This window comes from Serratia sp. Res13-Sevr-LER1-36-b, assembly GCF_015673035.1.
GTDB classification, from domain to species: Bacteria; Pseudomonadota; Gammaproteobacteria; order Enterobacterales; family Enterobacteriaceae; genus Chania; species Chania fonticola_C.
The window spans coordinates 163,287-188,212 of sequence record NZ_JADACK010000011.1; the positions used below are offsets into that span (position 1 = coordinate 163,287).

Annotated in this window: 24 protein-coding genes; 9 read left to right on the forward strand and 15 right to left on the reverse strand. The window is 54.4% G+C overall.

Features of this window, described 5'->3' with window-relative positions:
• Positions 1–123: 123 nt before the first annotated feature.
• Both dnaN and dnaA read right to left on the reverse strand, forming a co-directional pair.
• A complete protein-coding gene (dnaN, locus tag IMQ33_RS07695) occupies positions 124–1,224 on the reverse strand; it encodes a DNA polymerase III subunit beta (protein WP_021181393.1) in 1,101 nt (366 codons plus the stop codon).
• Between the two features lie 5 nt (positions 1,225–1,229).
• Positions 1,230–2,624, reverse strand: a complete 1,395-nt coding sequence (gene dnaA / locus IMQ33_RS07700) for a chromosomal replication initiator protein DnaA (RefSeq protein ID WP_021181394.1) — start codon at positions 2,622–2,624, stop codon at positions 1,230–1,232.
• Positions 2,625–3,308: 684 nt separating this feature from the next.
• Between dnaA and rpmH the strand changes: the two genes are divergently transcribed.
• From rpmH to IMQ33_RS07740, 8 genes are all read left to right on the forward strand, one after another.
• On the forward strand, positions 3,309–3,449 hold the full coding sequence (gene rpmH / locus IMQ33_RS07705; protein ID WP_004093983.1) for a 50S ribosomal protein L34: 141 nt from the start codon (positions 3,309–3,311) through the stop codon (positions 3,447–3,449).
• Positions 3,450–3,467: 18 nt separating this feature from the next.
• On the forward strand, positions 3,468–3,827 hold the full coding sequence (gene rnpA / locus IMQ33_RS07710) for a ribonuclease P protein component (RefSeq protein WP_025123954.1): 360 nt from the start codon (positions 3,468–3,470) through the stop codon (positions 3,825–3,827).
• Positions 3,791–4,048 (forward strand): membrane protein insertion efficiency factor YidD, encoded by a 258-nt coding sequence (gene yidD, locus IMQ33_RS07715; protein ID WP_025120915.1) that lies wholly within the window; start codon positions 3,791–3,793, stop codon positions 4,046–4,048. Before rnpA ends, yidD begins: the two co-directional genes overlap by 37 nt.
• 2 nt (positions 4,049–4,050) lie before the next feature.
• Complete coding sequence (gene yidC, locus IMQ33_RS07720) at positions 4,051–5,691, forward strand: membrane protein insertase YidC (protein ID WP_024483314.1); 1,641 nt, start codon at positions 4,051–4,053, stop codon at positions 5,689–5,691.
• A gap of 113 nt (positions 5,692–5,804) precedes the next feature.
• Positions 5,805–7,169, forward strand: a complete 1,365-nt coding sequence (mnmE, locus tag IMQ33_RS07725) for a tRNA uridine-5-carboxymethylaminomethyl(34) synthesis GTPase MnmE (protein WP_161713283.1) — start codon at positions 5,805–5,807, stop codon at positions 7,167–7,169.
• A gap of 255 nt (positions 7,170–7,424) precedes the next feature.
• Entirely contained in the window at positions 7,425–8,144 is a 720-nt protein-coding gene (locus tag IMQ33_RS07730; RefSeq protein ID WP_098929357.1) for a 4'-phosphopantetheinyl transferase superfamily protein, read from the forward strand.
• A 188-nt stretch (positions 8,145–8,332) separates the two neighbouring features.
• Positions 8,333–8,899, forward strand: coding sequence for an NADPH-dependent FMN reductase (locus IMQ33_RS07735; protein ID WP_024483320.1), 567 nt, complete (start codon positions 8,333–8,335; stop codon positions 8,897–8,899).
• Between the two features lie 92 nt (positions 8,900–8,991).
• Positions 8,992–10,044 (forward strand): hypothetical protein, encoded by a 1,053-nt coding sequence (locus IMQ33_RS07740; RefSeq protein WP_196062654.1) that lies wholly within the window; start codon positions 8,992–8,994, stop codon positions 10,042–10,044.
• Between the two features lie 80 nt (positions 10,045–10,124).
• Here the strand turns inward: IMQ33_RS07740 and IMQ33_RS07745 are convergent, their stop codons facing one another.
• Positions 10,125–11,462 (reverse strand): NCS2 family permease, encoded by a 1,338-nt coding sequence (locus IMQ33_RS07745; protein WP_021181404.1) that lies wholly within the window; start codon positions 11,460–11,462, stop codon positions 10,125–10,127.
• A gap of 212 nt (positions 11,463–11,674) precedes the next feature.
• Here IMQ33_RS07745 and yieH point away from each other — a divergent pair, with 212 nt between their 5' ends.
• Entirely contained in the window at positions 11,675–12,340 is a 666-nt protein-coding gene (yieH, locus tag IMQ33_RS07750; protein ID WP_065683413.1) for a 6-phosphogluconate phosphatase, read from the forward strand.
• A 46-nt stretch (positions 12,341–12,386) separates the two neighbouring features.
• On the opposite strand, the gene IMQ33_RS07755 is transcribed toward yieH, so the two are convergent.
• The 12 genes from IMQ33_RS07755 to glmS all read right to left on the reverse strand — a co-directional run bounded on the left by IMQ33_RS07755 (position 12,387) and on the right by glmS (position 24,720).
• Positions 12,387–12,947 carry a DUF1440 domain-containing protein gene (locus IMQ33_RS07755; RefSeq protein ID WP_024527368.1) on the reverse strand — a complete coding sequence of 187 codons (561 nt, stop codon included), beginning with the start codon at positions 12,945–12,947 and terminating at the stop codon, positions 12,387–12,389.
• Positions 12,948–13,151: 204 nt separating this feature from the next.
• A complete protein-coding gene (locus tag IMQ33_RS07760; RefSeq protein WP_024527369.1) occupies positions 13,152–13,892 on the reverse strand; it encodes an amino acid ABC transporter permease in 741 nt (246 codons plus the stop codon).
• A 1-nt stretch (position 13,893) separates the two neighbouring features.
• The gene (locus IMQ33_RS07765; RefSeq protein WP_196062655.1) at positions 13,894–14,619 is read right to left on the reverse strand and encodes an amino acid ABC transporter permease; all 726 of its coding nucleotides are present in this window, start codon (positions 14,617–14,619) and stop codon (positions 13,894–13,896) included.
• Between the two features lie 70 nt (positions 14,620–14,689).
• The gene (locus IMQ33_RS07770) at positions 14,690–15,529 is read right to left on the reverse strand and encodes an ABC transporter substrate-binding protein (RefSeq protein WP_065683411.1); all 840 of its coding nucleotides are present in this window, start codon (positions 15,527–15,529) and stop codon (positions 14,690–14,692) included.
• 167 nt (positions 15,530–15,696) lie between these two features.
• Positions 15,697–16,428 (reverse strand): phosphate signaling complex protein PhoU, encoded by a 732-nt coding sequence (phoU, locus tag IMQ33_RS07775; protein ID WP_024484696.1) that lies wholly within the window; start codon positions 16,426–16,428, stop codon positions 15,697–15,699.
• A 12-nt stretch (positions 16,429–16,440) separates the two neighbouring features.
• Entirely contained in the window at positions 16,441–17,211 is a 771-nt protein-coding gene (gene pstB, locus IMQ33_RS07780; protein WP_370454353.1) for a phosphate ABC transporter ATP-binding protein PstB, read from the reverse strand.
• A 53-nt stretch (positions 17,212–17,264) separates the two neighbouring features.
• Entirely contained in the window at positions 17,265–18,155 is an 891-nt protein-coding gene (gene pstA / locus IMQ33_RS07785) for a phosphate ABC transporter permease PstA (protein ID WP_065683409.1), read from the reverse strand.
• A 1-nt stretch (position 18,156) separates the two neighbouring features.
• Positions 18,157–19,113 (reverse strand): phosphate ABC transporter permease PstC, encoded by a 957-nt coding sequence (gene pstC, locus IMQ33_RS07790; RefSeq protein ID WP_024527373.1) that lies wholly within the window; start codon positions 19,111–19,113, stop codon positions 18,157–18,159.
• A gap of 90 nt (positions 19,114–19,203) precedes the next feature.
• Entirely contained in the window at positions 19,204–20,244 is a 1,041-nt protein-coding gene (gene pstS / locus IMQ33_RS07795; protein WP_065683408.1) for a phosphate ABC transporter substrate-binding protein PstS, read from the reverse strand.
• Between the two features lie 327 nt (positions 20,245–20,571).
• A complete protein-coding gene (locus IMQ33_RS07800; RefSeq protein WP_196062656.1) occupies positions 20,572–21,651 on the reverse strand; it encodes a GNAT family N-acetyltransferase in 1,080 nt (359 codons plus the stop codon).
• 1 nt (position 21,652) lies between these two features.
• Entirely contained in the window at positions 21,653–22,768 is a 1,116-nt protein-coding gene (locus IMQ33_RS07805; protein ID WP_196062657.1) for a hypothetical protein, read from the reverse strand.
• A gap of 122 nt (positions 22,769–22,890) precedes the next feature.
• Complete coding sequence (gene glmS / locus IMQ33_RS07810; protein WP_098929362.1) at positions 22,891–24,720, reverse strand: glutamine--fructose-6-phosphate transaminase (isomerizing); 1,830 nt, start codon at positions 24,718–24,720, stop codon at positions 22,891–22,893.
• Between the last annotated feature and the right edge of the window lie 206 nt (positions 24,721–24,926).

Sequence of the window (24,926 nt, forward strand, 5' to 3'; positions counted from 1 at the left end):
GGCGTTATCGTCGCAGATCATTTGCGGGCGGCCAGCGCACAGCAACCGCTGCGTACTTAAAGTACGTGAGGATTGCGAGCACTGCCCAATCGCAAAGGGGCAAGTAAGATAGCCCGATAATTTCTACAGTCGCATTGGCATGACGACGTAGGCGGCAGACTTACTGGCGCCGTCCTCGATCTGCACGCTGGAAACGGAATCGGTCAGCAGCAGGCGCACATCTTCACACTTGAGCGCGTTCAGCACGTCCAGCACATAGCTGACGTTGAAACCAATTTCCATCTCGGTGCCATCATAGCTGACATCGAGGATCTCTTCCGCCTCTTCCTGTTCCGGGTTGTTGGCGGTGATCTTGAGCTGGTTCTGGCTGACGTACAGGCGCACACCGCGGAACTTTTCGTTCGACAGAATGGCTGCACGGGCAAACGCCTGCTTGAGCAGGTCACAGCCCGCTTCCAGCGTTTTGTCCGGATTCTTCGGCAATACGCGGCGATAATCAGGGAAACGGCCGTCAACCAGCTTGGAGGTGAAGATAAAATCACCGACGTGGGCGCGGATGTTGTTGCTACCAATCTGCACCCGTAGCGGCGTATCACCACCGTCCAGCAAGCGGACCAGTTCCATCACCCCTTTACGCGGCACGATCACCGAATGGGTGGGCAACTGCTGGCCAATCGGCATCGAACACACCGCCAGGCGGTGGCCGTCGGTAGCCACGGTGCGCAGCTCTTCCCCTTCGGTTTCAAACAGCATACCGTTCAGGTAATAGCGCACATCCTGATGAGCCATCGAAAACTGGGTGGCTTCGATCAGGCGCTTTAACGTCGCCTGCGGCAAGGTGAACTCCACCTCGCTCTGCCAATCATCCAGGTTCGGGAAGTCTATCGCCGGCAGCGTGGACAGCGAGAAACGGCTGCGGCCAGAACGCACCAGCATACGGTCGCCTTCGAGGATCACCGTAATCTCAGCCCCTTCCGGCAGGCCACGGCAGATATCAAAGAATTTACGCGCGGGGACGGTCGTCGCGCCCGCTTCATGGGGCTGAGACAGGGCAACGCGGGCCACCATCTCCATCTCCAGATCGGTACCTGTCAGCAACAGGGAACCTTCCGTCACCTGCAGCAGCAGGTTACCCAGAATTGGCAGCGTCGGGCGGCCACCCAGTGGGCTGCTCACCTGTTGCAGCGGTTTTAGCAGATGCTCACGTTCAACGATAAATTTCATATGGGCTATGACGACAATGTTCTGATTAAATTGGAGAAATCTTCTTTGATGTCGTGACTTTCCTCACGCAACTGCTCAATCTTCCGGCAGGCGTGCAACACCGTAGTATGGTCGCGGCCACCAAACGCATCGCCGATTTCTGGCAGGCTGTGGTTGGTGAGCTCTTTTGCCAATGCCATCGCCATCTGGCGCGGGCGGGCAACCGAGCGCGAACGCCGTTTAGACAGCAGGTCCGCGATTTTGATTTTGTAGTACTCGGCCACCGTCTTCTGGATATTGTCGATGGTGACCAGTTTTTCCTGCAACGCCAGCAGATCCCGCAGCGCTTCACGCACGAAATCGATGGTGATGGCGCGGCCAGTAAAGTTGGCGTTGGCGATCACCCGGTTCAGCGCCCCTTCGAGCTCACGCACGTTGGAACGCAGGCGTTTGGCGATAAAGAACGCCACTTCGCCCGGCAGACGGATATCGTTCTCGTCGGCCTTTTTCATCAGGATCGCGACGCGGGTTTCCAGCTCCGGCGGCTCGATCGCCACCGTCAGGCCCCAGCCGAAGCGGGATTTCAAACGATCTTCCACCCCGTTGATCTCTTTTGGATAGCGATCCGAGGTCAGGATGATCTGTTGATTACCTTCCAACAGGGCGTTAAAGGTATGGAAGAACTCTTCCTGTGAACGCTCTTTGTTGGCAAAGAATTGAATATCATCGATCAGCAACGCATCCACCGAGCGGTAGTAGCGTTTGAATTCTTCAATGGCGTTATTTTGCAGCGCCTTGACCATGTCCTGCACAAAGCGTTCCGAGTGCATATACACCACTTTGGCATTGGCCTTACGCGCCATGATGCCGTTACCTACCGCATGCAACAGGTGCGTTTTACCCAGGCCGGTACCGCCATACAGGAACAGTGGGTTATAAGCGCCCCCCGGATTGTCTGCCACCTGCCGCGCCGCAGCACGAGCCAGCTGGTTAGACTTACCCTCAACGAAGTTATCGAAGGTGTGCTTGGGGTTGACGTTGGAACGATAGGACAGCTCAGGCGGCGGTGCCGCATTGTCCCAGCTTGGGCGGGACGGTGCAGCCGTGCGCACCACTGGGGCGACCGGAGCGCTGTTGACGCTGGCCATCACGGGCTGGCTGAGGGTTTGTGTCAGTGGCTTGCTGCCCACCTCAAAACGCAAAAGCGGCGCATCCGTACCGCAGAAATCATTCAACAGGCCATTGATATTGTTTAAGTACTTATCGCGAACCCAATCCAGCACAAAACGATTGGGCGCATACAGCGCCAGGGTATTGTCACTCAGTTCCGCCTGCAATGGGCGTATCCACATACTAAATTCTGTGGCAGGTAACTCATCCTGCAATCGGGCAAGACACTGCTGCCAAAGCGAAAGTGACACGGCGGACTCCACTCGAACAAGATCAATAAAAAGAAAAGAATCAGGCTACTTTTTTATAACTCATGATTTTTGACACACGCCCGGTATTGGCTGAAAAACCTGTAGGGTATGCGAACCGCCTTTCACGGTTTATGCCCTTAACGATCCTGTTTTGGGATCGCGATCGGAATGACGGATCATAGCGCAATCTGCGCAAGAGATCCTCCCCTTCATCACAGATTAGATCCATTTTATCCACAGCCCGTGAAGAGTGGCCAGTTTTTAATCAACGCGGGATCGACACCGATGAGATCTGAGCCTGTGGGGCCGGGTTTTAGCGCCTTTCACAGGTTATACCTGGTTATCCACGCGGATCCTTGCAGAAAACACGCAGGATCGTACGGAGATCCTTGTGATTTACCCCCGAGTCCGTATAATCTTCGCCCACGTGTGATACCTGGTTCCTTAATGGTGAGTCATTTAGCCAAGACAGGATTCTGCGGTGACCACGGGCCAACACCGGATTTTACTCCGAATTGGCAGACAACCAGGTAGGCTAGCGCGATGTGAATTGACTCAGGACTGTACAATTATTACAATCCCGCCTCTTTATGTATTGCGATTGAGGCGTCGGTCATCTTCACGCCGAGTAGCCAAACGCATTTGACTTATCAGTATTTCATTTAAGTTTAGGTAGAAATCGCTATGAAACGCACTTTCCAACCGTCCGTACTGAAGCGTAACCGTAGCCACGGTTTCCGTGCTCGTATGGCCACCAAGAATGGTCGTCAAGTTCTGGCCCGCCGTCGTGCGAAAGGCCGTACTCGTCTGACTGTTTCTAAGTAATAAAAGCTAACCCGCTGAGTGGTTAAGCTCGCTTTTCCTAGGGAGTTACGTTTGTTAACTCCCACTCATTTCACTTTCGTCTTCCAGCAGCCACAACGGGCTGGCACGCCGCAAATCACCATCCTCGGCCGCCTGAACCAGCTGGGGCATCCCCGCATCGGTCTTACCGTCGCCAAAAAACACGTCAAACGCGCGCATGAACGCAACCGGATCAAACGCCTAACCCGCGAAAGCTTCCGTTTACTTCAGCACGAGCTACCGGCGATGGATTTTGTGGTGGTGGCCAAAAAAGGGATAGCGGATTTGGATAATCGTGCACTGACGGAAGCTTTGGAAAAATTATGGCGTCGCCACTGTCGCCAGGCTCCCGCATCCTGATCGGGCTGGTTCGGGCGTATCAGCTCGTGCTCAGCCCGCTGCTTGGGCCACGTTGTCGCTTCCAGCCGACATGTTCTCATTACGCAATTGAGGCATTACGCAGGTTTGGCATGTTAAAAGGCAGTTGGTTGACATTGAAACGCGTATTAAAATGCCACCCTTTGAACCCAGGTGGCGATGATCCCGTGCCGCCGAAAACCGACGATAACAGAGAACACTAACGATGGATTCGCAACGCAATCTTCTCCTCATCGCTCTGCTGTTCGTGTCTTTCATGATCTGGCAGGCCTGGCAAGTGGACAACGCTCCGCAACCAGTAGCCACCCAGACCACGCAACAGACTGCGAACCCAGCAACCGGTGATGCCGCAAGTTCAGCTGTACCAGGCAGTGGCCAGGGTAAACTGATCACCGTTAACACTGACGTGCTGTCGCTGACCATCAATACCCGTGGTGGCGATATCGAGCAGGCTAAACTGTTGGCCTACCCGGATACCCTGGGTTCATCGACTCCATTTACGCTGCTGGAATCCACCCCGTCATTCGTCTACCAGGCACAAAGCGGCCTGACGGGCAGAGACGGCCCAGATAACCCGGCAAACGGCGAGCGTCCTCTGTTTGAGGCGGCGCAGGATACCTTCACGCTGGCTGATGGCCAGGATGAACTGCGTATTCCGCTGACCTTTACCGGCAAAGACGGTTCGGTCTTCACCAAGACCTTTGTGCTCAAGCGTAACCATTATGCCGTTGGCGTGGACTACTCCATCGTCAACAAAAGCGCGACTCCGCTGGAACTGACCCTGTTTGGCCAGTTGAAGCAGACCACCGACTTGCCTAAGCATCGTGACACCGGCAGCAACAACTTTGCGCTGCATACCTTCCGTGGTGCGGCTTACTCTTCCAGTGAAGACAAATACCAAAAGTATGCGTTCGACAAGGATGAGAATCTGAACGTCACCACCCAAGGCGGCTGGATTGCGATGTTGCAACAGTACTTCGCCACCGCGTGGGTGCCGCAGACTCAGGGCGTCAACACTTTCTATACCTCTAAGCCAGGTACCAACCTGTCTGCCATCGGCTTTAAAGCTGAGCCAGTGATTGTACAGCCAGGCGCTGAGAAGCAGCTGAATGCGACCCTGTGGGTTGGCCCGGAGCTGCAAGATCAGATGGCCCAACTGGCACCGCATCTGGATCTGACCGTTGATTACGGCTGGCTGTGGTTCATCTCCCAACCGCTGTTCAAACTGCTGAAGTTCATTCACAGTTTCATCGGCAACTGGGGCTTCTCGATCATCATCATCACCTTCATCGTGCGCGGCATCATGTACCCGCTGACCAAAGCGCAGTACACCTCGATGGCCAAAATGCGCATGCTGCAGCCAAAACTGCAGGCGATGCGTGAACGTATCGGTGATGACAAGCAGCGTATGAGCCAGGAAATGATGGCGCTGTACAAAGCTGAGAAGGTGAACCCGTTAGGGGGTTGCTTGCCGCTGGTTATCCAGATGCCAATCTTCCTGGCCTTGTACTACATGCTGATGGGCTCGGTTGAGCTGCGTCATGCGCCGTTCATCTGGTGGATCCATGACCTGTCGGCGCAAGACCCGTACTACATCCTGCCGGTGCTGATGGGTGTGACCATGTACTTCATCCAGAAGATGTCACCAACCACCGTGACTGACCCGATGCAGCAGAAAATCATGACCTTTATGCCGGTGATCTTCACAGTGTTCTTCCTGTGGTTCCCGTCTGGTCTGGTGCTGTACTATATCGTCAGTAACCTGGTGACCATCGTCCAGCAGCAGTTGATTTACCGCGGGCTGGAAAAACGTGGTCTGCACAGCCGCGACAAGAAGAAAGTCTAGTCTTGTTTTAGGCAACATCCGTAGGGGCCAGTGCCCCTACGACACCAGCCACGTTGCCAGTAGAGGCGGTCATTAGACCGCCTTTTTGCATATTGTCAGAGAGATAAACCGCTATGAACACCACCGATACCATCGCTGCTCTTGCTACTCCGCCCGGACGCGGCGGTGTCGGCATCCTGCGCATTTCAGGCCGCGGAGCCAAGGACGTTGCCCTGGCGGTACTCGGTAAACTGCCCAAGCCGCGTTATGCCGATTATCTGCCATTCCGTGACGCCGAAGGCAACACGCTGGATCAGGGGATTGCACTGTGGTTCCCCGGCCCCAATTCCTTTACCGGTGAAGACGTGCTGGAACTACAGGGCCACGGTGGGCCGGTGATCCTCGATCTGCTGCTCAAACGCGTGTTGGCGCTGCCAGACGTGCGGATTGCCCGCCCTGGGGAGTTCTCGGAGCGCGCTTTCCTCAATGACAAGCTGGATCTGGCCCAGGCCGAAGCCATTGCCGATCTGATCGATGCCAGTTCCGAACAGGCAGCCCGTTCAGCCATGAACTCGCTGCAAGGCGCTTTTTCCATCCGTATCCATCAGCTTGTGGAAACGCTCACTCACCTGCGCATTTATGTAGAAGCGGCGATCGACTTCCCAGATGAGGAGATCGACTTCCTTTCGGACGGCAAAATCGAAGCTCAGCTGAACGGCGTGATGGCCGATCTGGACGGCGTACGGGCCGAGGCGCGTCAAGGCAGCCTGCTGCGTGAAGGGATGAAGGTAGTGATCGCTGGGCGGCCCAACGCTGGCAAATCGAGCCTGCTTAATGAGCTGGCAGGGCGTGAAGCGGCCATCGTCACCGACATTGCAGGTACCACGCGCGATGTGTTGCGTGAACATATTCATATCGATGGCATGCCACTACACATTATCGATACCGCCGGGCTGCGGGAAGCCAGCGACGAAGTTGAGCGTATTGGCATCGAACGTGCCTGGAACGAGATCGAACAGGCGGATCGCGTGCTGTTTATGGTGGATGGCACCACCACCGACGCCACCGAACCCGCCGAGATCTGGCCAGAATTTATGGCGCGCCTGCCAAGTACCTTGCCAATCACCGTCGTGCGCAACAAGGCCGACATTACCGGCGAGACATTGGGCCTGAGCGAAGTAAATGGTCACTCACTAATTCGCCTGTCGGCGCGTACCGGTGAGGGGATCGACCTGCTGCGTGACCATCTGAAACAGAGTATGGGCTTCACCAGCAATATGGAAGGCGGCTTCCTGGCCCGCCGCCGTCACTTGCAGGCACTGGAGCAGGCGGCACAGCATCTGGTGCAGGGTAAAGAACAGTTAGTGAGCGCTTACGCGGGGGAGTTGCTGGCCGAAGAACTGCGGTTGGCACAGCAGGCATTGAGCGAAATCACCGGGGAGTTTACCTCCGATGACCTGCTCGGGCGCATCTTCTCCAGCTTCTGTATTGGTAAGTAACCCAACGTTCAGATACACGACCTCTTCAGTATCCAAAGCCAAGCATTAACTCACTGTTAATGCTTGGCTTTATTTTTACACCCGCCCAAGCCTGCCCCGCGAGCCCGCGCGCCGCACTCCTACCACTCCGCTGCTTTTTCATTCAACAGAAGAATAATTAAGAAAAAGATCATGCGAATTCTTAATGAAAAATCTTAACGTAATGCTTACTCTAGCACTCCAGTTTTTTTATGAGCCTCGGTCATGGAGTGAACAATGGCTTGTCATTTTATCCGATGGGATACGGTTGCAGAGCGTTTAGAGACCCATCGGCTACCTAAAGACCTGATCGAAAGAACTGCTCGCTTCTCCGTCAAGCGCCGTCGGCGTTTTTTGCAAGGCCGGATCCTGTTGGCCGAAATGATATTTTATTTGTATGGTATCCCGGTACTTCCTCCCATTGCTACGGCACCGACCGGGCGACCGTGCTTTGCCGATCATCATCTACCTGACTTCAGCCTCGCCTATGCTGGCAATACCATCGGCGTGCTACTGAGCCTGGAAGGCAAGGTAGGGTTGGATATTGAGGTGATGCGCGCACGGAGCCACAACCTGCTGCATCAATACTCCAGCACCACGGAGAACGCCTGGATTGCGGCGCAGCACGACCGTCTGGAAGCCGAAACCCAACTGTGGAGCATTCGCCAATGCGTGCTGAAACTGGCCGGCTTGGGTAACAGCGGCCAGGGTTTGCTGAATTTGCACCCTTTTTCCGGCCAATTACGCTGCAACACCTTGCCCAACGTGCACGTCATGAGTGATGCCGGTGAATATCTCAGCTGGGCCTGCGCCCATCAGCCTGGCTTGGATCGGCTGATCTGCTGGCAATATGACGAAAGCCAGGGCTTACAGAAATGCAACGAAATTTCATCACGTAACCCACCTCCCTCCACGCACTTTTTGAAATTGACCAGCCTCGCTTCTGTTACACGTTGAAAGCACCGATTTAACGTCTGTCTTCGGGGGAATATACAAAACAAAACTTTCCTTAACGCATGATTTACTGCTTTGAATTGTAAAAACAGATAAAGACTTAGACTCTGCCTAGGATACATCACCTATTTGCCCTATTATCTGCTGGTTGTTCTAAGCTGAGTCTGTTCATCAGAAAAGGGAGAATCAAAATGTCAGAGCAAGCACTAAAGATCGTTACGCTACTGGGGAGCCTACGTAAAGGCTCTTATAACGCCATAGTCGCACGCGCTTTACCTCAGTTAGCTCCTCAGGGTGTCACTATCGAAGCCCTTCCCTCCATACGCGATATCCCACTGTACGATGCAGACCACCAGCAAGAAGAGGGTTTCCCGGCCACGGTGGAAGCCATTGCCGAACAAATCCGCCAGGCAGACGGCGTGATCATCGTAACGCCAGAATATAACTACTCTGTGCCAGGTGGCCTGAAAAACGCCATCGACTGGCTGTCCCGTTTGCCTAACCAACCGCTTGCCGGCAAACCGGTGGCGATCCAGACCAGCTCAATGGGGCCGATTGGTGGCGCACGTTGCCAATATCACCTACGCCAGATCCTGGTATTCCTGGATGCCATGGTAATCAACAAACCCGAGTTTATGGGGGGAGTGATACAGAATAAGGTTGATGAGCAGGCGGGTGAACTGGTGGACCAAGGCACACGGGATTTCCTGACCGGCCAGTTGTCCGCATTCAGCGACTATATCCGCCGTGTAAAATAAGCTGCCAGGCGGCGCCCGGAGATAACACTATCGAAGGCGCCGTTTTTAATCGTTTTCTCATTAATATTATTGAAAAACAAAGTTATAAAATCATGCCTTTTTTTATTTTAGCCATCTTTTTGGCTTTTGCCACCTGTCCATTGTTTGCTGCACCCATGCTCTATCCTGAGGGAGAAGAGCCGTTAGAACTGCCTATCCATAGCCCGCTGAGTAAGCCATTGCCCCGCTCAGCCTACAATCAGGAAGATAAAAAAGCCGGCGCCACGTCGTTATATCTGACGCTGATGCGTGAAGATGCCCGTAATATCTGGGCCCCCTTTCAACTGGCTGCCTCCTCAGCCGAACAGGGCCAGACCGAGCTAGCCGAACGTTATCTGCAACTTAGCGCCAAGCGAGGGTTGTGGTATTACTACAATCTGCTGGAAGACGACTCGTTCAGCAGCATTCAGCAAAGTGACACCTACCGTTCAATTCTGGCGACCACCAAAGCGCGCTATCAACAACACGCCGCAAAGTTTGAAGGTAAACCTCACTATGCCGTGCCGAATGGCGAGCCACCGGCCGGAGGCTGGCCAACCATCGTCTACCTCCATCCCTACGGGAAAGCCGCCGCCATCATCCCGGAAGATCGGCTGCTGTTTGCCGAGGCCGGGGTGGCCTATATTGAGATAAACGGCACGCAGATGCTGGCGGAAGGGAGCTTTCGCTGGTCTAACTACAGCTCTACCAGCACCCAGAACGCCATTCAACGCACCCTGGAAAGCCTGGGCCCCAAGCTGAAGCTTAATCTCCAACAGGTTTACCTGACCGCACGTGGTCAGGGGGCGTTACATGCAGCTAACCTGATGGCCAATTACCCGCAATTTTATTCCGGAGCGCTGCTGATTGCCCCGAAGGGCCGCCTTCTCCCGGCAAAGCATTCACTGGCAGAAAACAAACGCATCATGATTGCCTATTACGATCGGCAGAATTTCAACGATCGAGCGCTGGCTCTTGATTTTGCTGACTTGTTCAGAGACAAAAATCAGGTCGAGATCGCCAATTTTGCCGAGGGGGAAGATAATATCGGTGGCTGGCAGACGCGGTATAACCGGCCTTTACGCTGGGTAATGGGTAGAGAGCAGGATGCCTCACCGGGCGCTTGAGAGTAACAGGGGCAGAATGCCCCTCAATGTTGCTGAATTTATCAGGGCCTAACGCACGTTAGGCCCCTACGCTGCGGGTATTAATGCCCGTCAACAAACGCAATTTTCAGCACAAACAGCAGCGCCACCACGATCACGCAGGGGCTGATTTCACGCCAGCGGCCGGTGCCCAGCTTCATGATGCAGTAAGAGATAAAGCCCAGGGCAATCCCTTCGGTGATCGAGAAGCTGAAAGGCATCATGGCGGCGGTCACAAAGGCCGGAACCGCTTCGGTCATATCTTCCCACTTCACCCGCGCCAGGCTGGAGGTCATCAGCACCCCCACATAAATCAGCGCGCCCGCTGCAGCATAGGTTGGCACCATTCCCGCCAGCGGTGACAGGAAAATCACCAGCAGGAAGAGAATGCCTACTACCACGGCGGTCAGGCCAGTGCGCCCACCAACGGCCACCCCAGAGGAGCTTTCAATATAGGCGGTGACCGAAGACGTACCCGCAAAAGCACCGGCTACCGAGGTGATGCTGTCCACGTACAGCGCCTGCTTCATACGCGGGAACTTGCCGTTTTCATCCGTCAGGCCAGCCTTGTCGGTCACTCCGATCAGCGTACCCGAGGAGTCAAACAGGTTAACCAGCATAAAGGAAAAGATCACACCTGCCAGGCCGATATTCAGCGCCCCGGCGATATCCACCTGGCCGACCACGGAGGTGACGTCAGGCGGTAGGGAAAATACGCCGCCATACTTCACGTCGCCCAATGCCCAGCCGATCAGCGTAGTCACCACGATGGAGACCAGTACCGCAGCATGGATATTACGCGAAGCCAGCACCGCGATAATAAAGAAACCCAAGGCTCCCAGCAGCACGCTGTGGGAGGTCAGATTGCCTACTGCTACCAGCGTATCCGGGTTGGCGACCACGATACCGGCGTTTTTCAGCCCCATCATGGCGATAAACAGGCCGATACCGCTGGTGATGCCCACGCGCAGGCTCAGCGGGATATTGGCAATCATCCAGTAGCGAATACGGAAAATGGTCAGCAACAGGAAACCGATTGCGCCCCAGAAAATAGCGCCCATGCCGACCTGCCATGAAATCCCCATCGCGCCGACCACCACAAACGCGAAGAATGCGTTGAGGCCCATCGCCGGAGCCAGCGCCACCGGCAGGTTAGCCAGCAAGCCCATCAGGATACTGCCTAAAGCGGCAACCAGGCAGGTAGTGACAAACACCGCCTGAGTGTCCATGCCCGCCGCACCCAGGATCTGCGGGTTAACGAACACGATATACACCATGGTTAAAAAGGTGGTGAGGCCGGCAATCGTTTCCGTACGTACCGTGGTGCCATGCTGCTTGAGTTTAAACACGCGCTCAAGCAAGCCCTGATTGGCATCAAGGCTGAGGTCTTGTTTGCTCATTATAGAATTCCGAAGAGGGATTAGGACTGTCGCTGGCTATCCTATAACAAAAAGTCCGGGTTTTGACCTCGCTCACAGGTTTTTTTCGCCATCTTTACGGCTAAAACGGCCAACAAGTTGTATTTATTGAGATTGATTGCCAAAGGGGGACAACCCGCTGCGATCCGGTTAAAGTAACAGCAGTCATGACTTAACCGAGGGCGCTTACCCCAATGAATCAGGTTGAATGTGTTTTATTTGATTGCGATGGCACGCTGGTAGATAGCGAAGTGCTGTGCAGCAAGGCCTATGTGCATATGTTTGCCCACTACGGCATCGAGCTGGCACTGGAAGAAGTATTTAAAAAGTACAAAGGGATCAAACTCTACGAGATCATTGAGCGGGTTAACGCTGAGCAAGGGGTAAATTTACCCACCAGCGATCTGGAGCCGATTTTTCGCCAGGAAGTGGCCCGTCTGTTTGATGCCGAGCTCCAGCCGATTGCCGGTGCGCGCGAGCTGCTGGCACAGATGGATGCCCCGATGTGCACCGTTTCTAACGGCCCAGTCAGCAAAATGCAGCATTCGCTGGGGTTAACCGACATGCTGTCCTATTTTGATGACCGGTTGTTCAGCGGCTACGATATTCAACGCTGGAAACCCGATCCGGCCATCGTTTTCCATGCCGCCGAACAGATGCAGGTGCCCGTAGAGCGCTGTATTTTGGTGGATGATTCCGTTGCCGGTGCCCAGGCAGGGATCGCGGCTGGCATTCCGGTGTTCTACTTCTGCGCCGATCCTCATAATCAACCGATCGATCACCCGTTGGTGACGACGTTTGACGATCTGGCACAACTGCCTGCGCTGTGGCAACAGCGGGGTTGGCAGCTTACCCGTTAACCACGTTGATATTCAGCGGGGAGAATACCCCGCTGAACGTTATCGATTAACGGTAGGATCCCAGCGGAACTTCGGCATCAGGCTCATGGGTAATTCTGTTACGTAAGTCCCGACGTACTATCTCAATCACCCAAAACCAAAATATATGCCCCAAAATTTCAGAAAGGTACTCATCAAATGGCAGCATTGAAAGCGGAGGAGTCAAACCAAGCAAAGGGAAACTAATGCCATGCACGGCAACGGTGGCAATGATACCCGCCAGCACCCCCTGCCAAAGTTTGACCTTTGGAAAAACTTCGGCAACCAAGCAGTAACCTATCGCAAAGACCAACGAAAATATGACGTGCGTAACCATAACCGGATTAATAATATGCTCAGAAAAGGTATATACCGTACCGGTTGGATCTATCCCAAGATAATCTCTCAAAAAAAGATAGGGCGGGTTAAATTCAGCCCGGCCATCACTCAGGGTTCTTGGCGGTAGCGGAACCTCTGCCCCCCACTTGACAAAAGCAGAGAGGATCCCGCCAATAATGCCAACAAACAAGGCAACGCCATACCGCCGCCGACCTGGATCCGTTTTTATAAATAACGCACTAATTTTCATAATGATAACCATCCAATGGAAATATATAAATCACTCTTACTTATACTCTAAATAACTCAAGCTGCATGATAAAAAAGCAATGCATTGATCATCATCATAAATTTAACGCAATACGATAAGAAATTATAATATTTAAAGCCCCGACATCATGCCAATTAATTAGCCATAGTATAGATAGGGGCAACCATTCCTACTGTAGCCTGATTAACTAGCCGGTAACGGCGGGCGATTGCGCCACCAGCGCCAGCTGCGTTTTAGCGCTTTAGTCTGCGGGCTAAGGCGTTTGTTCAACCCGTTCGCCAGCACGTCCAGCGTCAGGCAGAAGATGAAATAGACCAGCGCCACAAACAGGAACACCTCCATCGGGTAAACCATGCTGCGGTTGTTGACCTGGGTAGCCAGGAAGGTCAACTCACCCACGCCGACGATGTACGCCAGCGAAGTGTCTTTAATCAGCGAGATCCACTGGTTGATAAACGAAGGCACCATCATGCGCAGCGCCTGCGGCAAGACGATCATCCGCAGCACCTGCCAGCGGTTTAAACCGAGCGATAGCCCCGCCTGCCACTGCCCGGCACCGATAGCCACGATCCCCGCTTTTACCGCATGGGCCAGGTAGGCCGAGGCGATCAATGCCAACGCGCACACCACGGTGGTTATTTCCGGGATGTCGACGCCAAACACGATTGGCAATAGGAAGTAAGTCCAAAAAATCAGCATGATCACCGGGATGGCGCGGAAGAATCCGAGCACCATCGCCAATAACCCAGCCAGCACCCCACGCGACATCGCCAGCGCGACACCCAGCAACGTCCCCAGAATAGCCGACGCCAGCCCGGCCATCAGGCTGATCGCCAACGTCAACGCAGCACCGCCCAAAGGCCCGTCCGGGAAGGTGCCCCACAGCAGGTAGCCCAGGTTTTCCTGGATAACGGTAAAGTCCATCTTAGTATCCCCCCAGCGGTTTGCGCTGTTGACGCCACATGCCCCAAGCTTCCAACAGGGCAATAATGGCGATATACAACACCGTTGCCACGCCAAACGCCTGGAAGGTCCGCAAGGTTTCGGTTTCCACCTGGCGCGAAGCGTAAGACAGCTCAGCCAGGCCGATCGCCATAGTCAGCGACGAGTTCTTAATCACGTTCATGTACTGCCCCAGCAGCGGCGGGAAAGCGATTTTCAGCGCCTGCGGCAGCACCACATAGCGCATCGATTGCCAGCCGGTCAGCCCTAACGCGTAGGCGGCATGCTTTTGCCCACCGGCGACGCCACGGATGCCAGAGCGGATCTCTTCGGCAATAAACGCGGTGGAATAAAGCGTCAGGCCGAAGAAGCCCGCCAGGAATTCAAACGAGGGCCAGTCGAGAAAGCCTAACTGATGGGGGGTATTCAGCCATTGCATGGCAAAGGAGGGCAGGATTTGCCCGGCGGCGAAATACCAGAAGAACAGTTGCACCAGCAGAGGAGTATTGCGAAATAGTGCGCTGTAGGCCACCGCCAGCCAGCTTAACGGGCGCAGGCTGCTGTCCCGCATCGCCGCCAGGCCAAAACCCAGCAGCGTTGCCGCCAGCCCGGCACAGGCCGACAGCCATAAGGTCATCAAGAAGCCGTTCCATAGCCAGCTCAGATACTGCGGCGCCAACAGCCAATCTGAGAGTTGTTGCAGATTCATGCGTGGTACTTCCCCTCGCCCCAACCCTCTCCACCACTATACAAAACCGGGGGGAGAGGGAGAAGGGAGATTAGGCTTTAGGTTGCTGATCCAACGGGCCGATCTTGAAATCGCCACGCGGTTGGGCGGTTTTGGTTTCCGGGCCAAACCAGCGATCGTAAATCTTCACCGCATCGCCGTCTTTTTCCAGTTTGATCAAGGTATCGTTAATGGTCGCCGTGAGGCGATCTTCGCCTTTTGGAATACCAACGCCTTGATACTCTTTGGTGATGCTAAACGGAGAGATTTCAAAGTCGGCTTTTTGCGCGGCCGGCAGGTTGCCCAGTAGGCCAACCAGCTTGGCATCGTCCTGGGTGATCGCCTGCACGTTGCCGTTACGCAGGGCGACAAACGCCAGTGGGGTATCGTCGTAAGAGATCACTTTGGCCGTTGGGTAATGCTCGCGCAGGGTAATTTCCTGCACGGTGCCTTTATCCGCGCCGATCCGCAGTTTTTTGATGTCTTCCGGGGTTTTCAGCACGCCCTTATGGGCAATGAATTTCTGGCCGGTAGCAAAATACGGCACGCTGAAATTCACCTCTTTGGCACGCTCGTCGGTGATGGTGAAGTTGGCCGCAATCAGATCAACCTTTTTGGATACAAGCAAAGGAATGCGGTTAGCCGGGTTGGTGGCGCGCAGTTCAACCTTGACGCCCAGCGCCTTACCAATGGCTTCAGCCACGTCCACGTCATAACCCACCAGCTTTTTGCTTTGCGGATCGACATAACCAAACGGTGGGTTGCTATCGAATACCGCAATACGCACCACGCCAGCTTTTTGAATATCATCGAGTTTATCGGCATGTGCCACACCGGTGGCAAGGCTGGTCAGGCTGGCTAACAGAGATAAGGCTAAGACGCGCTGTTTCATGAAAAGCTCCCAAGTGATTGATGTCCCGCTGGCTGATAAGCTAGCAAGCCTCACTTAGGTCAGGAAATAATATTAAACGCTATAGTTATAACCTTTTTAACTTTACGGTTTTTAAATGGCATAAAGGCGCCATTTTCAGCGCCTTCTAGAATAACTCACTGGTTGAATTACGCTTTTTTCTCGTCTTTACCGTCTGACAACAGCTTGTCCAGCGCATCGCCACCGATATGGCGGAAATCCTGGCCTTTGACGAAGTAGAAGATGAATTCGCAAATATTCTGGCAGCGATCGCCGATACGCTCGATAGAGCGGGCACAGAACAGCGCCGTCAGCACGCTCGGAATGGTGCGCGTATCCTCCATCATGTAGGTCATCAACTGGCGCACGATGCCTTCATATTCCTGATCGACCTTCTTGTCTTCGCGGTAAATCCGGATCGCTTCATCCAGATCCATACGCGCAAAGGCATCCAGCACGTCGTGCAGCATCTGCACGGTGTGGCGGCCCAGTGACTCCAGGCTGACCAGCAACGGCTGATGCTGGTGCGAGAATTTCTCCAGTGCGGTGCGACAGATCTTGTCCGCTACGTCGCCGATGCGTTCCAGCTCGGAAATGGTCTTGATGATCGCCATCACCAGGCGCAGGTCGCTGGCGGTCGGCTGGCGTTTGGCAATGATACGCACACAGGCCTCATCGATCGCCACTTCCATCATATTGACCTTGGCATCACCCTCGATCACCCGTTTGGCCAGTTCACCGTCCTGGTTATGCATCGCGGTAATGGCGTCGGTCAGCTGTTGCTCCACCAGCCCGCCCATGGTCAGCACCTGGGTGCGGATGTGCTCGAGTTCAGCATTGAACTGGCCGGAGATGTGTTTGTTTAAATTCAGGTTATCCATGATGCATCCTAATCAACCATAGCGGCCAGTAATGTAGTCTTCGGTCTGCTTCTTCTGTGGCGCGGTAAACAGAGTGTCAGTATCGCTGAACTCGATCAACTCACCCAGATACATAAATGCGGTGGAGTCGGAACAACGCGCCGCCTGCTGCATATTGTGGGTCACGATCACCACGGTGTAGTCAGACTTCAGCTCGCTGATCAGCTCTTCAATCTTGCCGGTGGAAATTGGATCCAGCGCGGAGCAAGGCTCATCCAACAACAGCACTTCCGGGCGAATGGCAATGCCGCGCGCAATGCACAGGCGTTGCTGCTGGCCGCCGGACAGGCTGTAACCGCTCTGGTGCAGCTTGTCCTTGGTCTCGTTCCACAGTGCCGCCTTGGTCAGCGCCCATTGGACACGCTCGTCCATATCCGCACGGGACAACTTCTCGAACAGTCGCACGCCAAAGGCGATGTTGTCATAAATCGACATCGGGAACGGCGTTGGCTTTTGGAACACCATGCCCACCTTGGCACGCAGCAGCGCGATATCCTGGTTATCCGTCAGGATGTTTTGCCCATCCAGCAGGATATCGCCTTCGGCACGCTGCTCGGGGTAGAGCTGGTACATCTTGTTGAAGGTCCGCAGCAGCGTCGATTTGCCGCAACCAGACGGGCCAATAAACGCGGTCACCTTGTTCTTGGCGATATCCAGCGTGATGTTTTTCAGCGCATGGAATTTGCCGTAGTAAAAGTTCAGATCGCGTACCTGAATTTTGCTGCTGGAAGTGGAGTCAACCATACTCATCAAGACTTCTCTCTTTTCACGGTGTCGCCTGAGCGGCACCTAAATTTTTATGAATGCTTTTTCTTGGCGAAAATCACACGCGCCAGGATATTCAGTAACAGTACGCACAGGGTGATCAACAGCACCCCGGCCCAGGCCAGCTGCTGCCATTCGGCAAACGGGCTCATGGCAAACTTGAAAATGGTGACCGGCAGGTTGGCGATCGGCTGCATCAGGTCGGTGCTCCAGAACTGATTCGACAGCGAAGTAAACAGCAACGGGGCTGTTTCCCCGGCGATACGCGCAATCGCCAGCAGTACGCCGGTGATGATGCCGGAGACCGACGCCTTCAGCGTAATGGCGGAAATCATGCGCCATTTCGGTGTCCCCAGCGCATAGGCCGCTTCACGCAGCGTGTCCGGTACCAGCTTGAGCATGTTCTCGGTGGTGCGGATCACGATCGGGATCTGCAACAGAGCCAGCGCAATAATCCCGGCCCAACCGGAGAAGTGTTCCATTTTCGCTACCACCACGGTGTAAACGAACAGGCCCACCACTATCGACGGTGCAGATAACAGAATATCGTTGATAAAGCGGATCACTTCCGCCAACCAGGATTTACGGCCGTATTCCGCCAGGTAGATCCCCGCCATGATGCCCAACGGAGTACCGAAGATGGTCGCCCACAGGATCAACAAGCCGCTACCGGCGATGGCGTTAGCCAGACCACCGCCCGCGGTATTCGGCGGTGGCGTCATTTCGGTAAACAACGCCAGCGACATGCCGTCGATGCCCTTGGTGACGGTCGAGAACAGGATCCACACCAGCCAGAACAAGCCAAAGGCCATAGTCGCCATCGACAGGAACAGCGCCAGACGGTTTTTCTGCCGACGCCAGGCCTGCATTTTACGGCGGCTTTCCGCCAGTGCTACCGGGTTTTGCATATCCATCGTTGCCATGTTAGCGACCCTCACGCTTGGCCAGGCGCATCACCATCAACTTCGACAGCGCCAGGACGATAAAGGTGATCACAAACAGGATCAGCCCAAGCTGCATCAATGCAGAGGTGTGTAGCCCGGATTCCGCTTCGGCGAATTCGTTGGCCAACGCCGAGGTGATGCTGTTGCCCGGCATATACAGCGAGAAGCTGTCGAGCTGGTAGGTGTTACCGATGATAAAGGTCACCGCCATGGTTTCCCCCAGGGCGCGCCCCAGGCCAAGCATCACGCCGCCAATCACGCCGTTTTTGGTGAACGGCAGCACAATGCGCCAGATCACCTCCCAGGTGGTGCAGCCGATACCATAGGCCGACTCTTTCATCATCACCGGGGTCTGTTCGAACACATCGCGCATCACCGCCGCAATGTAAGGAATAATCATAATGGCCAGGATCACCCCGGCAGCCAGAATACCGATACCAAATGCCGGGCCGGAAAACAGCTCGCCTACGATCGGGATACCGGACAGCACTTCCCCCACCGGGGTCTGGAAATATTTGGCGAACAGCGGGGCAAACACGAACAGGCCCCACATGCCGTAAACGATGCTTGGGATCGCCGCTAACAGTTCTATCGCAATCCCCAATGGGCGCTTGAGCCAGTTAGGGGCCAACTCGGTCAGGAACAGGGCAATACCAAAACTGACCGGCACAGCGATAATCAGCGCAATCACCGAGGTGACGACCGTACCGTAGATCGGCACCAGCGCACCAAACTGCTCGGCTGGCGCATCCCACTCTTTGGTCCACAGGAAGGCAAAACCGAACTTCTGCATGCTTGGCCAGGAGGCGATAATCAGCGAAACGATAATGCCGCCCAGCAACAATAAGGTAATCAGCGCAGCCAGTCTGACCAGCGCGCTGAAGATGATGTCACCGTTTTTACCCGGTGCTTTAATGGTCGGCTTGTACTCAGCCATAGATTACTCTTCTGTTTAAAGCTTGGAGGGCCCGGCACGCCAGGCCCCGACAGTCAGGTTGAGGCACGGTCTTCCGCACCCCCTGCGTTGTTAGAACAAGGCCTTACCGGAGCTGTCTTTGATGTTGGTTTTCCAGGCAGCACGGATTTGCTCAACCACTTCGGCAGGCAAGGCGGCGTAATCCAGTTCGCTAGCCTGTTTGGCACCGGTCTTGTAAGCCCAGTCAAAGAACTTCAGCACTTCTGCGCCCTGCTCAGGCTTCTTCTGCTCTTTGTGCACCAGGATGAAGGTGGTGGAGGTGATAGGCCAGACGTTGTCGCCTTTCTGGTTGGTCAGGTCCTGCGCGAAGGTTTTGCTCCAATCCACGCCTTTGGCTGCAGCGCTGAAGCTCTCTTCGGTTGGGCTAACAGCTTTGCCATCGGCAGACACTAATTTAGTGTAGGCCAGGTTGTTCTGCTTGGCGTAAGCATATTCAACATAGCCGATAGAGCCGGGCAGACGCTGAACGAACGCGGCGATGCCGTCATTGCCCTTGCCACCCAGGCCGGTTGGCCAGTTAACGGTTGAGCCTGCACCAATTTTCTCTTTCCACTGCGCGTTAGCCTTGGCCAGATAGCTGGTGAAGACGAAAGAAGTCCCGGAACCATCAGCACGACGCACCACGGCGATAGCCTGATCCGGCAGCTTGACGCCCGGGTTCAGTTTAACGATCGCCGGGTCATTCCATTTTTTGATGTTGCCCAGGTAGATATCACCCAGGGTTTGACCATCCAGAGTCAGCTCACCGGATTTGATGCCCGGAATATTCACCGCCAGTACCACGCCACCGATCACGGTAGGGAACTGGAACAGGCCGTCCGCAGCCAGTTTTTCATCGGACAGCGGGGCATCAGAAGCACCAAAGTCAACGGTGTTGGCGATGATTTGCTTCACACCACCAGAGGAACCAATCCCCTGATAGTTAACCTTGTTGCCGGTTTCTTTCTGATAAGAATCTGCCCACTTGGCATACACCGGAGCGGGGAATGTCGCACCTGCACCGGTCAGGCTAGCAGCAGCGAAGGCGGACACAGAGGCCAAAGAGAAAGTCGCTGCCACAATACTGGCGACGGTGGTACGCATCAGTTTCATAATCCCTCCTAATGGGATATTTCAAAAATCGACTGTGAGTCGTTTTCATCAGAGTAAGTATTGCTGCAGGAGGGAAAATAGGACAGTTTGGTGACAGTAAAATGTACGAAATATGACAGTTATATTACAGCGGAGAGTAATTGATATTAATTTGATTAAAATCAGTGAGATGATGTCATTTTCAGACATAAAACAATCTGCAAAAATCTGCCTGTTGCTGCACTATCTCTCTGAATATGAGCGGTTTTCGCTCTTTTTTACACGTTTGTCATATTGCCAATCGCTGGCGCACTATCCCCAAGTTGCAGGGCGATATCTGAGTAATATTCATAACTGATAGCGTTTCAATAACGGCTGATAGACCTTGCGGGAAAGCCAGGAAATCACCGCCCAGACGCTACGCTGATAAACGTTCAGGTGCCGGACATAAACCATGCTGTATTCAATCACCGGTTGGCAACCACGAACCCGCTTAAAATCCGGCGCACCGGAACTCAAATTGAGAAACAGCTTGTGCTCCATGGCGTAGCGTAATGCAAAGGCGATCAGACGACGATATAGCGCCAATGACGCGGGTAATTCTGTTCGATAGCCGACGATCGGCACCGTTACCGTCTGTTCCAGCTGAACAATTCCCAACACTCCCACCATTTGCTGCTGGTGGAACAAGCCGTACAGTTGCAACACACCTAGCTGCGAGGCCTGAGATAAATAACCGGCGGTGAACTGCACATTCTGGCGGCTGTATTTTTCCAGGTAGAGCTGGTTATAGAGGCGTTCGGCACACTGCATTCGTTCGGGATCATCAGCAGACAGCCGTTTGAACTCCCATCCTATCTGATGCAGCAGTTTGTCATCCCGGCGCGCGTTGATTTTTCCCCACCAGCGTAAAGGATCGTCCAGGCAATAAACCTGACGGCTGACGATAGGCAGCCAACCTTGCTGGAAGAGCCGTGCCAACATCTCAGGAGTCTGCTGCCCATTAAGTGAACGGATCATCAACGTATGCTGGGGATAGCGCTGCAATGCCTGTTGCCGCAACGCGTCGGTATCCAGGGATTGCCAGTAGCTGCTGGTCAAATTGGTGGAAAGGCACTGATTATTCAGCACCTGGAGCCGATCGACGTGTGCCAGCAATAAGGGCCACTTCAGCAACAGCGTCAACCCGTTGCACAGCGCCCGCAACGCGCCGTTATCGATTTTGATAATTTCATCCCGCGCGTAATCGACGATCAGCGCCAGCGGGGAAACCACATAGCAATTACCGGGTACGTAATCATTGACCGTCGCCGGTATCCAGAAGCCATCCTGTTGATACTCGGTCATCGACGTCTGGAGATTGGCAATCATGCCTGGCTGTTGTAGCAGGGTCACTTGCAGGCGCTGCCAATGATTAACCTGCTCCATGCTAACCGTCCCACTCAATATCAAAGGTGCTGGCATCGGTGAGGGACCGCCGATAGCGCAAGCTGCGGTATCCCATTTCCAACAATGCACACCACTGCGCTCCGGCACTTATCGGCCAACGGTGATCGTTGAGCAGATTAGGCGCTTGGCGAAAGTCCCGCCATAGCGTCGCCAACTGCTTATCGCGCCAAGCCTGCCAGGCAAAGAATAACAGTATGATCACGCCCACATGTCCCGCCTTGGGCGGCGCTGGCTGGTATTGCAATTGCCCATCGGCAGCGATGGACATCTGAGCCCCCAGCAAATGCAGGCCGCTGGTGGCCCTGGGATTACACTCAATAACAAAAATCACCCCGTCCTGTTCGATAAAATCGAACGCCACCTGGCCATGAAAGCCGGTTTTTTCCCCAAACTGGTGCACAAAGTCGTCCAGCCGCCGATCCTGATGGGGAACAAAGTAGCTGCCTGCAGCCTGATTGAAGCAATATTTGGGTTGATAAGCCTGATGCGCGATCAGCCTGCCGTGCTCAAAAACGGCATAGTTGCATAAGGCCACGCCGTCTATTTTCTGCTGCTGCACCCAGGGGATATGTTCGTTGAGCTGCCGATCGTTCAATGCACCCGGTTTTGGCGTGCGGATCACTTGGCGACCAAAGCGTGAATAAACCGGTTTCAAAATGGTCTGAGGATCGTCGTCAATTTGCGAGCAAGAGGTCAGCATTCGGGTTGCGGGGATCCGCACCTCACCCAATCCCGTTAACAGGCTCAGGCTTTGGTACTTATGATGCAGTTCAAATAGCAACTGCCGTTCAGGCATCAGCCACTCGGTAGGCCCGATATACGCAGCAAACGCCTGGGAGAGGTAGAAGACCTCTTCACAGGTGGGGATCAGCAGCCCAATAGCATGTTGGTCGAGATAGCCTTGTAGCTGCTGTTGATAACCGGCAAGATCCTGGCGCGGGGAGGGAAGCCGTAGATAACCTTCAATCCCTTGTAAAAAGCGGCCTAGTGGCCACTTCAGGCTATCCGCCAACCAGACGCGGTGCCCGCTGCGCAACGCAATACGCGCCCACTCTATCGCGACCGGAGCCCGTGCTCCAGTAATCAAAATATTCATTATCTACGTATTCCCTTCCCTGTAGCATCACCCGCCAATCATAGCGTTAATGGTAAAACTGGGGCTAAAAAAATACCGTGTTGAGTAACCCAACACGGTATTCATAGCAGAAGGGTTAGCGATTATTCCACAGTAACGGATTTCGCCAGGTTACGTGGCTGATCTACATCGGTGCCTTTGATCAGAGCGACGTAGTAAGACAACAACTGTAACGGCACGGTGTAGAAGATCGGTGCAACTATATCTTCAACATGCGGCAGTGGGATGATGGTCATCCCTTCGCTGCTGACGAAACCGGCATCCTGATCGGCGAACACATACAGCTGGCCACCACGGGCACGCACCTCTTCGATATTGGATTTAAGCTTCTCCAACAGCTCGTTGTTAGGCGCAACCACGATCACCGGCATGTCGGCATCGATCAACGCCAGCGGGCCGTGCTTAAGCTCACCGGCTGCGTACGCCTCTGCGTGGATATAGGAGATCTCTTTGAGCTTCAGCGCCCCTTCCATAGCGATCGGGTATTGATCGCCACGGCCAAGGAACAGTGCGTGATGCTTGTCAGAGAAACCTTCCGCCAGCGCTTCGATGCTCTTATCCAGTGACAGCATCTGCTCGATACGCGCAGGTAACGCCTGCAAGCCATGCACGATGTCATGCTCTACGCTTTCCGCCATCCCTTTCAGCCGGCCAAGACGCGCCACCAGCATCAACAGCACAGCAAGCTGTGTGGTAAAAGCTTTAGTGGAGGCAACACCGATTTCGGTACCGGCCTTGGTCATCAGCGCCAGGTCGGACTCGCGCACCAGGGAAGAACCTGCCACGTTGCACACGGCCAGGGAACCCAAATAGCCCAGCTCTTTGGACAGACGCAACGCTGCCAACGTATCGGCGGTCTCACCGGATTGAGACAGGGTGATGATCAGGCTGCCTGGGCGCACCGCTGACTTGCGATAACGGAATTCAGAGGCAATCTCGACGTCACAAGGCACACCGGCCAGCGACTCGAACCAGTAACGAGCCACCATCCCCGAGTGATAAGAAGTCCCACAGGCGATGATCTGCACGTGCTGCACTTTTGACAGCAGTTCGTCAGCGTGCGGGCCAAGCTCACTCAGATCGATCTTGCCATGGCTGAAACGCCCCTCAAGGGTGTTTTTCAGCGCCATTGGCTGCTCAAAAATCTCTTTTTGCATGTAATGACGGTACGCGCCTTTGTCACCGGCGTCGTATTGCACCTGAGATTCGATCTCTGGGCGCTCAATCGCATTACCTTGCTTGTCGAAAATGCTGACGGTGCGGCGGGTCACTTCTACCACGTCGCCTTCTTCCAGGAAGATAAAGCGGCGGGTTACCGGCAGCAGGGCCAGTTGGTCGGAGGCAATGAAGTTTTCGCCCACGCCACGGCCAATCACCAGCGGGCTACCTGAACGAGCAGCCACCAATACGCTCGGATCGCGGCTGTCCATCACCACGGTGCCATAAGCGCCACGCAACTGTGGGATCACACGCTGTACCACTTCCAGCAATGTACCGCCCTGCTTCTGTTCCCAATGCACCAGGTGAGCAATCACCTCGGTATCGGTTTCAGAACTGAAGTGATAACCACGCTCAATCAGCTGTTCACGCAGCGGTTCGTAGTTTTCGATAATGCCGTTATGCACCACCGCGATGTAATCTGAAACATGAGGATGCGCGTTCGCCTCCGAAGGCTCACCGTGCGTCGCCCAGCGGGTATGGGCAATCCCGGTACCGCCGTGCAGATCCTGTTGCTCTGCCGCTTCAGCCAGTTTTTGTACCTTGCCGACACGACGTAAACGGCTGACGTTACCCTCGCTATCCACCACGGCCAGACCCGCTGAGTCGTAACCCCGGTATTCCAGGCGGCGTAAACCTTCCAGCAGGATCTCGGCGATATCACGTTGCGCTACTGCACCTACAATTCCACACATCTGTTGTATTCCTAATTAAACGCCTTGCGGGCGCTTTCGATGTCTTGACCTGATTTTTGCCGGTTTTACCGTGCTTCCCCGAGCCTGTAGAGAATGGGGATTATTATGTTTTGCTCTGTGCTCTTTAACGAAAGTACAGAGCAAAACAGTGATGCCCTCACCCTAACCCTCTCCCACAGGGAGAGGGGATCGATCGAGAGTGTCTG

Coding starts and splice junctions, on each gene's coding strand:
- dnaN (WP_021181393.1), bottom strand. CDS start 1,224: ATGAAATTTATCGTTGAACGTGAGCATCTGCTAAAACCGCTGCAACAG.
- rpmH (WP_004093983.1), top strand. CDS start 3,309: ATGAAACGCACTTTCCAACCGTCCGTACTGAAGCGTAACCGTAGCCAC.
- yidD (WP_025120915.1), top strand. CDS start 3,791: ATGGCGTCGCCACTGTCGCCAGGCTCCCGCATCCTGATCGGGCTGGTT.
- yidC (WP_024483314.1), top strand. CDS start 4,051: ATGGATTCGCAACGCAATCTTCTCCTCATCGCTCTGCTGTTCGTGTCT.
- mnmE (WP_161713283.1), top strand. CDS start 5,805: ATGAACACCACCGATACCATCGCTGCTCTTGCTACTCCGCCCGGACGC.
- IMQ33_RS07730 (WP_098929357.1), top strand. CDS start 7,425: ATGGCTTGTCATTTTATCCGATGGGATACGGTTGCAGAGCGTTTAGAG.
- IMQ33_RS07735 (WP_024483320.1), top strand. CDS start 8,333: ATGTCAGAGCAAGCACTAAAGATCGTTACGCTACTGGGGAGCCTACGT.
- IMQ33_RS07740 (WP_196062654.1), top strand. CDS start 8,992: ATGCCTTTTTTTATTTTAGCCATCTTTTTGGCTTTTGCCACCTGTCCA.
- IMQ33_RS07745 (WP_021181404.1), bottom strand. CDS start 11,462: ATGAGCAAACAAGACCTCAGCCTTGATGCCAATCAGGGCTTGCTTGAG.
- yieH (WP_065683413.1), top strand. CDS start 11,675: ATGAATCAGGTTGAATGTGTTTTATTTGATTGCGATGGCACGCTGGTA.
- IMQ33_RS07755 (WP_024527368.1), bottom strand. CDS start 12,947: ATGAAAATTAGTGCGTTATTTATAAAAACGGATCCAGGTCGGCGGCGG.
- IMQ33_RS07760 (WP_024527369.1), bottom strand. CDS start 13,892: ATGGACTTTACCGTTATCCAGGAAAACCTGGGCTACCTGCTGTGGGGC.
- IMQ33_RS07765 (WP_196062655.1), bottom strand. CDS start 14,619: ATGAATCTGCAACAACTCTCAGATTGGCTGTTGGCGCCGCAGTATCTG.
- IMQ33_RS07770 (WP_065683411.1), bottom strand. CDS start 15,529: ATGAAACAGCGCGTCTTAGCCTTATCTCTGTTAGCCAGCCTGACCAGC.
- phoU (WP_024484696.1), bottom strand. CDS start 16,428: ATGGATAACCTGAATTTAAACAAACACATCTCCGGCCAGTTCAATGCT.
- pstB (WP_370454353.1), bottom strand. CDS start 17,211: ATGGTTGACTCCACTTCCAGCAGCAAAATTCAGGTACGCGATCTGAAC.
- pstA (WP_065683409.1), bottom strand. CDS start 18,155: ATGGCAACGATGGATATGCAAAACCCGGTAGCACTGGCGGAAAGCCGC.
- pstC (WP_024527373.1), bottom strand. CDS start 19,113: ATGGCTGAGTACAAGCCGACCATTAAAGCACCGGGTAAAAACGGTGAC.
- pstS (WP_065683408.1), bottom strand. CDS start 20,244: ATGAAACTGATGCGTACCACCGTCGCCAGTATTGTGGCAGCGACTTTC.
- IMQ33_RS07800 (WP_196062656.1), bottom strand. CDS start 21,651: ATGGAGCAGGTTAATCATTGGCAGCGCCTGCAAGTGACCCTGCTACAA.
- IMQ33_RS07805 (WP_196062657.1), bottom strand. CDS start 22,768: ATGAATATTTTGATTACTGGAGCACGGGCTCCGGTCGCGATAGAGTGG.
- glmS (WP_098929362.1), bottom strand. CDS start 24,720: ATGTGTGGAATTGTAGGTGCAGTAGCGCAACGTGATATCGCCGAGATC.